Here is a 12774-nt window from a genome sequence, read left to right on the forward strand (position 1 = left end):
CTCTCCGCCCGTCGGCCCCCGCTCCCTCCCGGGTCGTGTCCGGTGAGGTGGCGGCCTGTTGGTTCGTCTACGCCGAGGACTGCGATGCGCATGATGTCGGGCCATCCCTTCGTGTGGTTCGCGGAACGCCCTTGACTGTCCCGGTCACCGAACGCAGGCTCAACGCTGATGAATAACGCCCAGCCCGCCTCCGCCCGCACCCGAGGCCGCCCCCGTGGCAACCCGCCGACGCGCGAGTCGATCGTCTCCGCGGCCGGGACGCTGTTCCTGGAGCGCGGCTACCGGCGCACGACGCTGCGCGCGGTGGCCGGGGCGGCCGGGGTCGACCCGGCACTGATCGCGTACCACTTCGGCTCGAAGAAGGGCCTGTTCGCGGACGTGATGCAGGTCCAGTGCGCCAACGCGCTGGCGGTGGACGATGTCCTCGGCGGCGATCCGGCCACCCTCCCCGACCGCCTGATCGACGCGGTGACCGCTCTGTGGGAGGACTCCGACTTCCGACAGCTCAGCACCCGGGGCGACGAGGCCGCCGAGGTGATCCGCGAATACCTGGAACACGAGTTGCTGGCCCGGCTTGTTGAATTTATCGGCGGCCGGAACGCGACCGCACGCGCCACGGCCGTGGTGACGATCCTCGGCGGCCTTATCTACACCCGCTACCTCAATCCCCTCCCCACCCCATCGGCCCTCACCCCGTCCGAGACCCGTCGCGTCCTCGCCCCGGCGCTGCGCGCGGCGCTGGGCGCGCGGCACGAAGCAGGGCGGAACACCGGAGTGCCCCCGAAGACCGGTCCCGGCAGATCGGTCCCGGCGGGTTGGAGAGGTCAGACAGGTCGGACGGATCAGTCAGGTCAGGCGGATCAGCCAGCTCAGACGGGCCGGACGGGCCAGACGGGCCAGACGGGCCGGACGGGCCAGACAGGTCAGGTCAGGGACTTCCCGGAATCGACGACGACCCCGTAGAGGTCGGAGATCGTGGCGAGCGCGCTGCGATGGATCTGGTCGGCGGTCAGCTCGGTGCCCATCGAACGCAGCGGGCGCGTCGCGCAGGCATCGGCCACCACCGTGGGCCGGTTCCCGCGCAGGAACGCGCCCTCCGTGGTGAACGTGACACACATGTGCGTCATGAAGCCCGCGACGACGACGTCCTTGTTGCCGGCGGCGTCGACGTGCTCGGCCAGGTCGGTGTCGACGAAGGCGTTCGGGGCTTTCTTCACGACGACGGGCTCGCCCTCGACCGGCGCCACGCTCGGGTGGATCCGGCCGATCTCCGCCCGGATGTCGTACGGGGTGCCCTCGCCGCCGTCGTTGATGACGTGGATGACCTTCGTACCCGCCTCACGGGCCCGGCCCAGCAACGCGGCGGCGGAGTCGAGCGCGGCCTGCCAGCCCTCCAGCTCCATCACGCCACCGACGTAGGTGTTCTGGTAGTCGACCAGGATCAGGGTCGAATCGGCGAGCGACGCGGGCGTCTCGTCGAAGCCGTTGAGTTCGCGCAGAGTCGTCGTAGCCATGGAATTACCGCCTCGTGTCGAGCCAGGATTTTTCGCCCACCCACTCGGTGAGCCGCATCCAGAACGCTAAGGTCGGCCCAGGCGTGTCTGCAATGCCATCTAACATGCAGATACAGACATCACGGGTACCGCCATCGCTGGTGCCGACAACGCTGGTGCCGACATCGCGGATACCGACCGGCGATACCCACATCGCAGTCGGCGACATCGCAGGTACCGACCGGACGGAGACCGCATGAGCACCATCGAACGACTCGTCGTCATCGTTCTCTTCGAGGGCGTCGACCTGCTCGACGTCACCGGCCCCCCGGAGGTGTTCGCCCTCCTGCGGCGCGAGACGGACGACGAGACGGGCTACACCGTGCTCCTCGCCGCCGAGACACTGGACCCCGTCACCACCTCCGCCGGCGTGCGCATCCTCCCCGACATCACCTTCGAAGAGGCGGCCACGCGAAGCATCGACACCCTCCTGGTGCCCGGATCGGTGGAAGTGGACGACCGGCGCCGCGTACACGCCCTCACCGACCCCACCGTGGTCGACCGCGTGCGGGCACTCGCCGCCAGGACGCGGAGAGTCACATCGGTCTGCGTCGGAGCACACATCCTCGCCGCCGCCGGGCTGCTCGACGGCAAGCGCGCCACCACCCACTGGTCGACCGCGCAACAACTCGCCGCCGACCATCCCGCGGTCGAGGTCGACGCGGACCCGATCTTCATCCGCGAAGGCGACGTGTGGACCGGAGCGGGCATCAGCGCCTGTCTCGATCTCTCGCTCGCCCTCGTCGCCGACGACTTCGGCGAGACCGTCGCGCTGCGTGTCGCCCGGCAACTCGTGATGTATTTGAAACGGCCGAGCGGGCAGAGCCAGTTCAGCGTCCCCCTCGAACCCCTCTCCACAACACGGCGCATCGAGGACCTCCGCCACCACATCATGGGCAACGTCGGCGCACCGCTCACCGTCGCGGACCTCGCCGCGTACGCCCATGTCGGCGAGCGGCAGCTCACCAGGATCTTCAAGGCCGAGCTCGGCATGACCCCGAGTGCGTACGTCGAGTCGGTACGTGTCGAGAGGGCGCGCAACCAGCTCGAATCCACCGACGCCACGCTCGAACGCATCGCGTCCACCTGCGGGTTCGGTACCACCGACACCCTCGTCCGGGCGTTCCGCCGGAGACTCGACACAACACCGACGGAGTACCGGCAGCGCTTCCGGGCCGGCCCCGACGTTCCGTCGTCACGGGGTGGCCGACGGCGGAAGGACTGAGAGAACCGTCCCGTACAGCCCCTATAGGTTGACGCGCATGACGCACAACGTGGACGAGTCGCAGGACGCCGCCGCCGTCGTGGCGGCGTGGAACCGGATAGACACATGGCTGATGGCGCACGTCCCGATGTCACGCGCGACGTTGCGTCCACCCGCGACCGCCGTGCGGCTGGCCGCTGCCGAGCAGAACACCGGTCATGCCCTGCCCGCCGGGCTGAAGGCGTTGTGGCTGCTGCACGACGGCACGCATGAGATGCCCGCGCATCTGGCGACGTTCGAGATGATGGCCGGCTACCAGGAGACGCTCGCCCTTCCGCTGCCCCTCAAGCTGCGGTGGCTGTGGGACATGGGGGCGGGCAGCGAGCTGTACCCGCAGGCACCGGACCCTGCCGAATTCGAGCGGGAGCCCGGCTACGCGGAGATGCTCGGGCGCCCGCTGCCCGAGCAGATCCGGTGGCTGTGGGAACGCGGCGGCCGGCCGCTGCCCGCGCTGCTGGTCGGTGACAAGGAGGCCGAGGAGGACCTGAACACCTTCCTGCACGGGGAAGGGCTGCTGCGGATCGACCGGGCCACGGATCTGCACGCCATGATGGTCTCGACCGGCGAGTGGCCCGGCAGCTGGCTGCCGTTCACCGCGGACGACCCGGACGATCCGTACGCGGGAACGTTCCTCGACACCGGGACCGGGAAGGTCGGCCGCTGGGGGCTGATGGACGTGCCCTCCCCCGGCAAGGAGACCCTCGCCCAATACCTGGCGCGCGCGGCCGACACGCTGGACCGAAGGGCATAGGGAACAGTCCCGCTTCGTCGAGAAGTGTTGCCATGTGCGGCATCGCATCACGGACGTTCGGCCGGTCTGTCATGTGGTGCCACTGTCGCGGGGGTACGCCTGCTCCCGAGCCCCGCTAGGGGGTGTCCGTCACCGAGCGCAGTGCGAGCTCCCGGCTCTTGCGTACGTGAAGGAGAGTGATCGCCGCGGCGGCGTCGCAGTCTCCCGCGGCGATGCGTTCGTACATCTCACCGTGTTGGGCACGCATCGGGGCGGGTTCCGTGTTCAGGCCGAAGAGCAGGCGCAGTTGGCCGTTCAGCCGCTGCATGAGCTGGGCCAGCAGCGGATTGTCGGCGAGCGCCACGATCCCGTCGTGGAAGGCGGTCCCGGCGCCGTTCTCCCGCGTCCGGTCCCCCGCCGCGGCCGCCGCCTCCGCCCGTTCCAGGACCGCCCGCAGCTCAGCCAGCCCGCCGGGCTCGTCCGGTGCGGCCAGGGCCACGCGGCGGGCGGCGAGGCGTGAGGCCTGGATGGCCAGCGGCTCCCACACGTCGTACAGGTGCTCCACCTCGGCGCGCTCCAGCCGGCGCACCCGTACGCCGCTGTGCGGCAGCAGGTCGAGCAGCCCTTCCTCCACCAGGGCCCGCAGCGCCTCGCGCACCGGCACCCGCGACATCTGGAGGTCCTGGGCGATCTCTCGCTCCACCACCCGGCTGCCCTGGGCGTAGCTGCCGTCGATGATGCGATCCCTGACGGCCCGGCGCGCGACCTCGCTCAGCGGGATGCGCGTCGCCGGGGCGGACGGCTGTTCCCCGTCGCCCTTCCGGCCGGTGCCTGCCGTCACGTGTGCCGTCCTCCCTGTGCCTTCCCGGCCTGTCCCGGCCGCCCGGACCTCGTCCGGGGCCGTCCCGTCACCTTATGCGCGTACGGGGGCGACGGGACGCCACCGGGATCGGCGGGGGCAGAGGGACCGGCGGGGGCAGAGGGCAAACAGGCAGGCGGGCGTTGGGGCCGGGGAGCCGGTCAGCACCCGTCCGGTGTTCAGGCGGGGCGCTCGGCCATGATGACCAGGCCCGGCCCGGTCTGCTCATCCGCAGGGAGCCGGAGTTCGGCGACCGGGCGAAGTCCGGCCTGCTCGATCAGGTCCATGAACTGTTCCGGCCGCCATTTGTGCGTGGTCCAGCGAACGGGCACTCCTCCGTATGCGTCGGTGCGTACGAAGTCCTCGTCGCCGACGTGCGTCGCGGTGATGAAGTGACCGCCCGGCTTCAGGGCACGCGCGAACATGGCGAAAACCTGAGGAAGGATGTCGCGGGGGAGGTTGAAGAGGGACCACCACCCGAGCACGCCGCCGAGGGAGGCCTCCGCAAGGTCGAGGTCGGTGGCGGAGGAAACGCTGAAGCGGCATTGCGGATGGAGACGGCGCGCGTTTTCGATCATGCCGGGCGAGAGGTCGACCCCGGACACGTCGAGTCCACGCTCTGCGAGGTAGGCGGTCACCGTGCCGGGCCCGCAGCCGACGTCGAGGACGGGCCCGAGATCACTCACCGTGTCGGCGAAGGCATCGATCGACGCCTTGAGCCATGGATGGCGGCGAATGTCACCCATTCCCGTCGTCACCACCATGTTGGCGTAGTTGTCAGCCACCCGGTCATAGGACTCACGGACCGTGTCGAGGTCTGCCGGACGGTCAATCTGGTGTGAACGCATCGGCCCACAATAGGGCGACGGCCTCGAAGAGCATCGGCTTACGGCCATTGGCACCGGGAGGCCCGGAATCCTCCCGGCGCCAACGGCCGTTGAGTCCTTCAACGGCCCTTGGACCGTCCAACGGCATCGGAGCGTCCAACGGCGTCGAGCCGTTCGGCGAGAGGCTCCGGGCCGAGAGTCGTCAGACCAGTCGGCCGTCGCGGGCGACCACGCGTCCGGCGTGCACCACCATGTCGCGTGCCGGCATGTCCACCACGACCTGCGGCAGGCATTCGGCGCGCAGCAGCACGAAGTCGGCCGGCGAGCCCGGGGAGAGGTCGGCGCGGGGCAGCCGCATGACATCGGCACCGCCGTGCGCACCGGCTTCGAAACAGGCGGACAGTTCCTTGTCGAGGCGCACGTCCGTGACCCAGCCGAGCAGGTGGGTCCGGTGGAACATGTCCGCGTTGCCGAAGGGGCTCCAGGAGTCGCGCACCCCGTCCGAGCCGAGCCCGACCCGTACGCCGTGTTCGCGCAGCTTCTCGATCGGCAGGACCAGCGACGCGCTCGGCGCCACCGTGGTCAGAGCGATGTCCAGATCGCTCAGGTCCGCGGCCGTCTTCGCCAGTTCGGCGTCGGAGAGGCCGGGCAGGCAGAAGACGTGACTGACGGTCACCCTGCCCTTCAGGGACAGTGCCCGGGTGCGGTCGATGATGCCGCGCAGCACCGTCAGGCCGGTCTCGCCCCGGTCGTGGAGGTGGATGTCGACGCCGACGCCGTACCGGTCCGCGAGGCCGAAGAGCAGGTCCAGTTGCTCGTCCAGGGCGTGGTCGAAGCTGATCGGGTCGAGCCCGCCGACCATGTCCACGATCCCGCTGCGGGCGGCCTCCCTGAGCAGCTCCGCGGTGCCGGGGGTACGGATGACGCCGTGCTGCGGGAAGGCCACGATCTGTACGTCGAGCGCGTGCTTGAGCCGTTCGCGTGCCTGTCCCAGACCTTCCACACAGGCCAGGCCGTAGGCCGGGGCGATGTCGGCGTGCGCCCGCATCGCCCTCGTACCCCGGGTCACGGCGTGCGCCATGAGCCCGTACGCCCGCTCGGCCACCGGTCGCCGCTGGCTGCGGAACAACTCGGCGTCCTGTTGGGCGAGTTCGGCGATGCTGTCGGCCGGCTTGCGCGACACCCAGTCGCCGCCCCACGTCGTCTTGTCGGGGTGGATGTGCGCGTCGACCAGGGCCGGCAGGGCGATGCGCCCGCCGCCGTCGATCACCTTGGCGCCCCTGGGGGCCCGGTCACGGGTGATACGGCCGCCGACGACCGTGAGGTCCACCGGCTTCGCCGCGCCCATGGGCCGCACGTCGCGGAAGACCACCGCGTCGCGGGACTCACGGCGTGATTCACCGCGGGAGTCGGCCACGGCCGACGAGACACCCGCGGACATGGCGACACCGGTACCCGCCAGTGATGCGGCACCCGCGAGGACACCGCGTCGGGACGGCGGGAAGGGAGGGGGCGTCATGGGACTCCTTCGGCTCTGTCTGAGACATCGGGGCCGCGCCCCTTGTCCGTTCCTTGTCCATCAGATGCGGACCGGAATCCAGTTTGTATACCAAGGCGAGATTCCAGACAAGAGCCCCCGGGATCGTCGCAGCATTTACCCCAAATGATCCCTACAGAATCCCCCGCTTCGCACATATTGGTATACGAAGACCGGTGAAGCAGCGGACGTATGCACTTGATCCAATGAACGATCCGAACGGCGAAAGGAGTTGGGCAATGCATCGGAACCCGCAGACGGCCGACGGGCTGATCATCTTTCTGAACGGCACGTCCAGTTCGGGCAAGTCGAGCATCGCCAGGGAGCTCGCAGCGATCCTCGGTGAACCGTGCTTCCACATGCCCGTGGACGCGTTCCATGCCATGCGGTCGACGCCCGAAATGCCCCCGGACCAGCTGAGCAGCACGCTCAAGCGCACGTGGATGGGGTACCACCGCGCGGTCGCGGGCATGGCCGCCGCGGGCAACACCGTCGTCGTGGACCACGTCCTGAGCGAGCCCTGGCGTCTCCAGGACTGCCTGGCCCTGTTCCCCCCTCAGAACGTCGTCCTCGTCGCGGTGCGCTGTCCACTGCCGGAGCTGGAGCGGCGGGAGCAGGCGCGCGGTGACCGTCCGGCCGGGCTGGCAGCCCGCCAGTTCGACCAGGTCCATTCCCACGGTGTCCACGACTTCGAGTGCGACACCAGCAGTGCGAGCCCGGCCGAGTGTGCCCGGGACATCAAGGAGTTCCTCCGCCGACGGACCACACCCACCGCGTTCGAACGCATGCGGCCGGTGAACTCCGGGTTCGGCACATGAGGTTCGGCACAGCCACCGACGCGGAGCGGGTCGGCGAACTCGTCGCGGCACACGCGGCACACGCGGCACACGCGGCACACGCGGTGCCGGAGCAGGAGGTGATCCGTACCCACGCATCTCTGGAAGAGACATGCATGCAGTCGCTGAGCACGTCGGCGAGTGCGTCAGTGGTTCATCAGCCGGACGTCAGCAGAACGGCAGGAAGGGGGCCAAAGCTATGAGCAGACCAGCCGCCGCACCCGGCAGCAACTGCACATCGCACCGACCTCATCACACGGGGAGCCCCACATGCGCACGTCCATCCGCCGCCCTGCCGTACTCGCCGCGACCGCCGTGGCCGCCCTCAGCCTGACGCTCACCGCATGCGGCGGCGAGGACGGCTCGAAGGACAACGGGGCCGCCGCGTCCGTCTCCGCCGAGCAGGGTACGAGCGGCAGCAGCAACGACGTCGTGCGCACGACGAGCTCGGCCACCACCACCTCCGGCACCGTCGTTCAGGCCGTCGCAGAGAAGAAGGCCGCCGCCAACGAGACGGCCGTCGTCGAGAAGAAGGCCACCGCCAAGAAGAAGACCGTCGCCAAGAAGAAGGCCGGTGCAAAGGCCCCGGCCTGCACCGTCAACGACGTGAAGATCTCCGCGGCCAAGCAGCCGGGCCTGCCCACCACGCACATCACACTGACCGCGACCAACGTCTCGGGCCACGCCTGCACCCTGCTCCAGTACCCGCTGCTCGGGTTCGGCGACCTCCCCCAGACCTCCAAGGACGTCCCGGCGGTCGCCAAGAGCAGGCCCGGCACCCCCATCGTGCTGAACGCCGGCACCCCGGCCTACGCGGCCGTGCGGATCAACAACGGCGGTGTCGACGAGAAGAACCACGCCGTCAGCTCCTTCTACGTGAACCTCTTCGCCGCCGACGGCCCGGCCGAGGGCAGCAGGACCGTCGCCGCGCCCAAGGGCGGAATCGCGGTCGACGACGCGGCCGCGAAGACCGGCTACTGGACGTACGAGCTGCGCAACGGCGCCGACGAGTTCTGAGACGGCGTCCCGCGCGGTACGCGTTCGTAGCGGCAGCGCCGCTTACACGCAGGAGCCGCGCACCACATGCAGCAGCGCCCCGGACACTCCCCCGTCCGGGGCGCTGCGCCGTCAGCAGGAGCGCGAGGGCGTGCATCGGAGACAGCACGCGATGACGAGGTCCGGGTCGAACGGGAGAGCGTCGGTCTGTGGCCGTACCGGCTCCGCCCCGGGTCCGTCACGGCTCCGCCCCGGGTCCGACCAGGTCCAGGACGGCGGACCAGGTGACTCGGCAGGGCGATAACTCGGTGTCGTGGGCAGGTTTGACGGCGCTACTCTGCGCCGCATGACCGAAACCGATCTTCCGCCGCGTCTGACCCGGCTCACCTTCCACGGTCCGCTCTCCGAGGCGCGAGCCGCGCGGATCGTCGAGCGGCTCGGCCGGGCCGCCCCGGCCCGGGTTCTGGACATCGGCTGTGGCTGGGGAGAGTTGATGCTCCGCGTGCTCGACGCGGTGCCGGGGACGACCGGGATCGGCATCGACCTCAACGGCAAGGACCTGGCCCGGGGACGCGCGAATGCCGCGGCCCGTGCGCTGTCCGGCCGCGTGGAGTTCGTCGAGGGGTCCGCCGTGGATACGTCCCACGGGCCCGCCGACCTCGTCCTGTGTCTCGGGGCCAGTCACGCCCTCAGTGACGAGGAGCCGCCCCGGCACACGGCCGACGCGCTGCGTGCGCTGCGCCGGATCGTCACGCCCGGCGGACGGGTCCTGCTCGCCGAGGCCTTCTGGCAGCGCTCCCCCACCTCCGCCGAACTGGCCGCGATGTGGCCGGACGCCCGTGCCGACGAGCACCACGATCTGGCAGGCCTCGTCGATGTGGCGGTGGCCGCCGGATTCCGGCCCCTCTGGATCGAGACGGCCGACGAGGACGAGTGGGAGGACTTCGAGTCCGGCTACCAGTCGGACGTGGAGGAGTGGCTGGCCACTCACCCGGACCATCCGCTGGCACAGGAGACGCGCGAGCGCGTCGACCAGCACCGGGCGAGCTGGCTGAGGGGCTACCGCGGAGTGCTCGGGATGGCCTACCTCACGCTGATCCCGGTGGACGGAACGGCCTGAGGGCGTCGGGCCGCTCCTCCAACGGGCGCCGGAAGAGATTGGCCGGGCCGGCTACGCGGCGAAGCCGATGTTGGTGACGTACTCGTACTGACCCCACTGCGACCCCAGGTCGACGATGGTGTCCTCCCAGGCGTCGTCCAGCCCCTGGTCGTCGCCTGACGCCCAGGCCTCGACGATGCGGTCCCAGCGGCGGACGTTCATCGTGCGGTACTCCACCATCCGCTGGAGCGGTCGCGGCACCTGCGACTGGTTGAGCGGATGGATCTCCACCCGTGTCCCGCCGTTGGCGTTCAGGCGCCGGAGGAGGTGGCGGGCGACGTTCTGGCGGCGCACCTGGCGGTAGGCGGCCTCAATGCGTTCCAGGTTGGCCTTCGTCGGACTGCGCCTCTCGTCCAGCCATGCCTTCAGCGTGCGGTCGGTCACCGTCAGTCCGGCGTCCCTGGCCGCCCGACGGCTGTGTTCCGTCCTCGTGAGGTAGTGCAGACGCGCCATCAGACCACGCTTCACCGTCACCGGAGTGACGATGCCGCCCGACAGCTCGTCGAGTTTGCGCGCGACGGCGTCGCTGCCCTTGATGCCCCGGGCGCCGAACTTCCCGAAGTCGATGGTCCTCTCGGGCATCTACTTCTCCTCCCCCGACATGTTCCCGGCGTCCTCGTCCGTGTCGGCACCGGTGTCCGTGTCCGTACCAGCACCAGCACCAGTGACAGCACCAGTGACATCGACACCATCGACTGCATCGGTGCCCGCGGTGTAGACGTCCTTCATCTTGACCTCGGTCACACCGCGGCCCTCGGGAAAGACATGGTGCCAGTCGCCGATGACGTGGAGCTCGTCGGTGCCCATCGCTCGTACGACGGTGAGTCCCTCGTCGTGGGCCTTGAGTGCCTTCATCCAGAGGTTGGAGAACGCCTGGCTGCGGATGATGTGCATCCAGTCCGGGCGGTAGAGCTCCCGGTTGTAGTTCGACTCCCCCATCGTGGAGACGAACTTCGAGTACATCGCCTTCACGTACTCCAGCGTCACTTCGTCGCCGGCGGCGATCGCCGTGTCCCTGGCCTCCTTGAGGGCGACGCGGAACTTCTCCAGCAGGTTCTCCGTCGCCCCGGACGTGTACGACTCATGGATCTCCGGGGGCTCGCACAGGGCGTGCTTCGGGCCGGAGAGGCGCAGCAGGAGGCGCAGAGTCGGTTCGGTGACCCACAGCGGGCCGGGCTCGTCCCGGTTGCCGATCGGGTTGGGCAGCACGGCTTCGTGCTCCCACGCGGGCGGGGTGATGAGGTGAACGCCGGCGCGACGGCGGTCGTGGGCGAATCCGGCGCTGTGTTCCAGCTGGCCGAGCGGGAGATGGGTCTTCAGGGCGGAGAGGTAGGCGCCGTTGATGTCGAGCGCGGTCACCTCGTGGCGGCCGGGCGGCAGTTCACGACGGGTCCACTTCGGTCGTGCCTCCCAGATCCGGTCCGCGCCCTTGGAGGTCTGCTTACGGAGGATGTCCGGGATCCACGGGTGCGCGACGATGTCGTACCGCGCGCCCTTACGGGTCTCGTCGAGCAGCCGCATCGCGTCCGGGATCGCCCGCTTCAGCAGCGCCGCGAGAGCTGCCTCGACGTCGCCCCGGTGCTCGGCGAGCGCCGCCTGAACGGTCTGCCCGATCAGGTCCGCGGGCCCGGACTGCTCCTGGAACGCGCGCTTGGCCGGGCTCCGGGGGCGCTGGACGGGACGCGGAGTGGTTACGGGGGCCGAACCGGTGGGCTTCGTGCCGGTGGGCTTCGTTCGGGTGGGCCGCGCACCGGCAGGCCGCCCATCGTCCGACTGCCCACCGGCCGACTGCGTACCGGTGGCGTTCAGGGGGCAGCAGTCGGACGGGTCCAGGTGCTGGGCGAAGCCTGCCACCCGGTGCGTGGCCGGTGCTCCGCACAGCACGCACGCCTCGGGAACGACGAGGGATTCCACCTCGTCGCCGGCTTCGTCCCCGGCCTCGTTCTCGTTACCGCTCTCGTCCCCGCCCTCGCCCTCGTCCTCGTTCTCGTTCTCCGCGGGCGGCACTTCCGGTGTCGGCCCGGTGGGGAACTTGGCGGCCAGCCCGTCCAGCAGATACGCGTACTTGGTGCGGATCTCGTCCGACGGATCGCGGCCGCCCTCCCACGCACCGACCGTGCCGGGGCTCACGCCGAGCGCTCGGGCCACCTGGGCCTTGGAGAGCCTGGCCTGCTCCCGCAGCTCGCGCCGGACGTCCGCCGGCGGGAGTTCGGCCTGCGGGCCGACGTCCGCGAGCAGCGCGTCAATGGCGTCGAAGTCACTCACCGGAGCGCTCCCTTCGCGGCGGCTGAAGTGTCATGGGGCCCGTCAGTGTCATGAGGCCCGTCAGATGTAGGTGACGGGGTTACGGGACAGATGCGGACTACCGGTCGGGCGGCCGACGCGGGGGTCGTCACGCAAGAGCTCGCCCTCAAGAGCGTAACGGTCACCGTGCTTGGAGATCCCGATGATCCTCGCGACCGCCAGGACCGTGCCCTCGGTGTTGATGATCTGCACCTCGTCCTGCGACAGGGCCCGGTCCGCGTTGAACTTCCAGATGCCGCGGCCGGCTTCCCACGCCTCGTCCTCGCTCATGCCCCGGCGCCACCCGAGGGTGGTCCGCATCAGACGGTCTTCCGGGTCCGCCGCGCGCTCGGCACCGATCTGGATCTGCAGCACCCGCGCACCTCCCGGAATACTATTCAACTTGTTACGAAGTTATCATGCGCGCCGTCGGAGTGGGGCGCGGCCGGCGACGGTGGATCTTTCGGCGCGTCATGGAGGAGCCGGGCCACCACCCGGAGAAACTCTCGCCATGACCGACGCACCGAAAGCAGTACTCGAAGGCGGCCCCGACGATCTCCCCGACCGGATCGTCCCCCTCACCGCACCCGGATCCGGGCCCGATATCAAGATCCCGTTCCGTGGCGGGTACGAACACTTCAGGGCCACCGCACGCCACCGCGAGACGGCCGAGGGGCAGTTGCCCGTCTACGAATGGTGGGAGCGCACGGAGATCCCCGGGTAGGACCAC

The 12774-nt window shown here is 69.8% G+C and carries 14 protein-coding genes; 7 read left to right on the plus strand and 7 right to left on the minus strand.

The annotated features are described in order from the left end of the window. The first annotated feature begins 168 nt into the window (after positions 1–168). Positions 169–963, plus strand: coding sequence for a TetR/AcrR family transcriptional regulator (locus AADR41_RS20715; protein ID WP_446751081.1), 795 nt, complete (start codon positions 169–171; stop codon positions 961–963). Here the strand turns inward: AADR41_RS20715 and AADR41_RS20720 are convergent. Next, positions 924–1514 carry a cysteine hydrolase family protein gene (locus AADR41_RS20720; RefSeq protein ID WP_342282877.1) on the minus strand — a complete coding sequence of 197 codons (591 nt, stop codon included), beginning with the start codon at positions 1512–1514 and terminating at the stop codon, positions 924–926. The two genes, AADR41_RS20715 and AADR41_RS20720, sit on opposite strands and share 40 nt — an antisense overlap. 235 nt (positions 1515–1749) lie before the next feature. Here AADR41_RS20720 and AADR41_RS20725 point away from each other — a divergent pair, with 235 nt between their 5' ends. Next, the gene (locus AADR41_RS20725) at positions 1750–2778 is read left to right on the plus strand and encodes a GlxA family transcriptional regulator (protein ID WP_342282878.1); all 1029 of its coding nucleotides are present in this window, start codon (positions 1750–1752) and stop codon (positions 2776–2778) included. 37 nt (positions 2779–2815) lie between these two features. Beyond that, positions 2816–3568: a hypothetical protein gene (locus AADR41_RS20730; protein ID WP_342282879.1), complete on the plus strand. Its 753-nt coding sequence runs from the start codon at positions 2816–2818 to the stop codon at positions 3566–3568. A gap of 115 nt (positions 3569–3683) precedes the next feature. Here the strand turns inward: AADR41_RS20730 and AADR41_RS20735 are convergent, their stop codons facing one another. The 3 genes from AADR41_RS20735 to AADR41_RS20745 form a co-directional block, all read right to left on the minus strand. Next, on the minus strand, positions 3684–4388 hold the full coding sequence (locus tag AADR41_RS20735; protein ID WP_446751082.1) for a GntR family transcriptional regulator: 705 nt from the start codon (positions 4386–4388) through the stop codon (positions 3684–3686). Positions 4389–4585: 197 nt separating this feature from the next. Further along, positions 4586–5254 (minus strand): class I SAM-dependent methyltransferase, encoded by a 669-nt coding sequence (locus AADR41_RS20740; RefSeq protein WP_342282880.1) that lies wholly within the window; start codon positions 5252–5254, stop codon positions 4586–4588. Positions 5255–5435: 181 nt separating this feature from the next. Further along, on the minus strand, positions 5436–6752 hold the full coding sequence (locus AADR41_RS20745; RefSeq protein ID WP_342282881.1) for an amidohydrolase: 1317 nt from the start codon (positions 6750–6752) through the stop codon (positions 5436–5438). A 257-nt stretch (positions 6753–7009) separates the two neighbouring features. Between AADR41_RS20745 and AADR41_RS20750 the strand changes: the two genes are divergently transcribed. From AADR41_RS20750 to AADR41_RS20760, 3 genes are all read left to right on the plus strand, one after another. Further along, positions 7010–7588, plus strand: a complete 579-nt coding sequence (locus AADR41_RS20750; protein WP_342282882.1) for a chloramphenicol phosphotransferase CPT family protein — start codon at positions 7010–7012, stop codon at positions 7586–7588. 288 nt (positions 7589–7876) lie between these two features. Then, entirely contained in the window at positions 7877–8623 is a 747-nt protein-coding gene (locus AADR41_RS20755) for a DUF4232 domain-containing protein (RefSeq protein WP_342282883.1), read from the plus strand. 325 nt (positions 8624–8948) lie between these two features. Further along, positions 8949–9722, plus strand: a complete 774-nt coding sequence (locus AADR41_RS20760; RefSeq protein ID WP_342282884.1) for an SAM-dependent methyltransferase — start codon at positions 8949–8951, stop codon at positions 9720–9722. Positions 9723–9773: 51 nt separating this feature from the next. Here the strand turns inward: AADR41_RS20760 and AADR41_RS20765 are convergent, their stop codons facing one another. The 3 genes from AADR41_RS20765 to AADR41_RS20775 are packed head-to-tail and all read right to left on the minus strand — an operon-like array spanning position 9774 to position 12419. Beyond that, a complete protein-coding gene (locus tag AADR41_RS20765; RefSeq protein WP_342282885.1) occupies positions 9774–10343 on the minus strand; it encodes a transcriptional regulator in 570 nt (189 codons plus the stop codon). Continuing rightward, a complete protein-coding gene (locus AADR41_RS20770; RefSeq protein WP_342282886.1) occupies positions 10344–12026 on the minus strand; it encodes a helix-turn-helix transcriptional regulator in 1683 nt (560 codons plus the stop codon). Between the two features lie 60 nt (positions 12027–12086). Next, positions 12087–12419: a hypothetical protein gene (locus AADR41_RS20775; RefSeq protein ID WP_342282887.1), complete on the minus strand. Its 333-nt coding sequence runs from the start codon at positions 12417–12419 to the stop codon at positions 12087–12089. A 136-nt stretch (positions 12420–12555) separates the two neighbouring features. Here AADR41_RS20775 and AADR41_RS20780 point away from each other — a divergent pair, with 136 nt between their 5' ends. Then, complete coding sequence (locus AADR41_RS20780; RefSeq protein WP_342282888.1) at positions 12556–12768, plus strand: DUF5988 family protein; 213 nt, start codon at positions 12556–12558, stop codon at positions 12766–12768. Positions 12769–12774: the final 6 nt, after the last annotated feature.

Origin of the sequence: Streptomyces sp. CLV115 (assembly GCF_038448545.1) — a bacterium.
Classification (GTDB): domain Bacteria; phylum Actinomycetota; class Actinomycetes; order Streptomycetales; family Streptomycetaceae; genus Streptomyces; species Streptomyces sanglieri.

What these genes read in the sequence shown, in the direction of transcription:
- AADR41_RS20715 (WP_446751081.1), top strand. Translation starts at nt 169, where the DNA reads ATGAATAACGCCCAGCCCGCCTCCGCCCGCACCCGAGGCCGCCCCCGT.
- AADR41_RS20730 (WP_342282879.1), top strand. Translation starts at nt 2,816, where the DNA reads ATGACGCACAACGTGGACGAGTCGCAGGACGCCGCCGCCGTCGTGGCG.
- AADR41_RS20745 (WP_342282881.1), bottom strand. Translation starts at nt 6,752, where the DNA reads ATGACGCCCCCTCCCTTCCCGCCGTCCCGACGCGGTGTCCTCGCGGGT.
- AADR41_RS20750 (WP_342282882.1), top strand. Translation starts at nt 7,010, where the DNA reads ATGCATCGGAACCCGCAGACGGCCGACGGGCTGATCATCTTTCTGAAC.
- AADR41_RS20780 (WP_342282888.1), top strand. Translation starts at nt 12,556, where the DNA reads ATGACCGACGCACCGAAAGCAGTACTCGAAGGCGGCCCCGACGATCTC.
- AADR41_RS20760 (WP_342282884.1), top strand. Translation starts at nt 8,949, where the DNA reads ATGACCGAAACCGATCTTCCGCCGCGTCTGACCCGGCTCACCTTCCAC.
- AADR41_RS20765 (WP_342282885.1), bottom strand. Translation starts at nt 10,343, where the DNA reads ATGCCCGAGAGGACCATCGACTTCGGGAAGTTCGGCGCCCGGGGCATC.
- AADR41_RS20740 (WP_342282880.1), bottom strand. Translation starts at nt 5,254, where the DNA reads ATGCGTTCACACCAGATTGACCGTCCGGCAGACCTCGACACGGTCCGT.
- AADR41_RS20725 (WP_342282878.1), top strand. Translation starts at nt 1,750, where the DNA reads ATGAGCACCATCGAACGACTCGTCGTCATCGTTCTCTTCGAGGGCGTC.
- AADR41_RS20755 (WP_342282883.1), top strand. Translation starts at nt 7,877, where the DNA reads ATGCGCACGTCCATCCGCCGCCCTGCCGTACTCGCCGCGACCGCCGTG.
- AADR41_RS20720 (WP_342282877.1), bottom strand. Translation starts at nt 1,514, where the DNA reads ATGGCTACGACGACTCTGCGCGAACTCAACGGCTTCGACGAGACGCCC.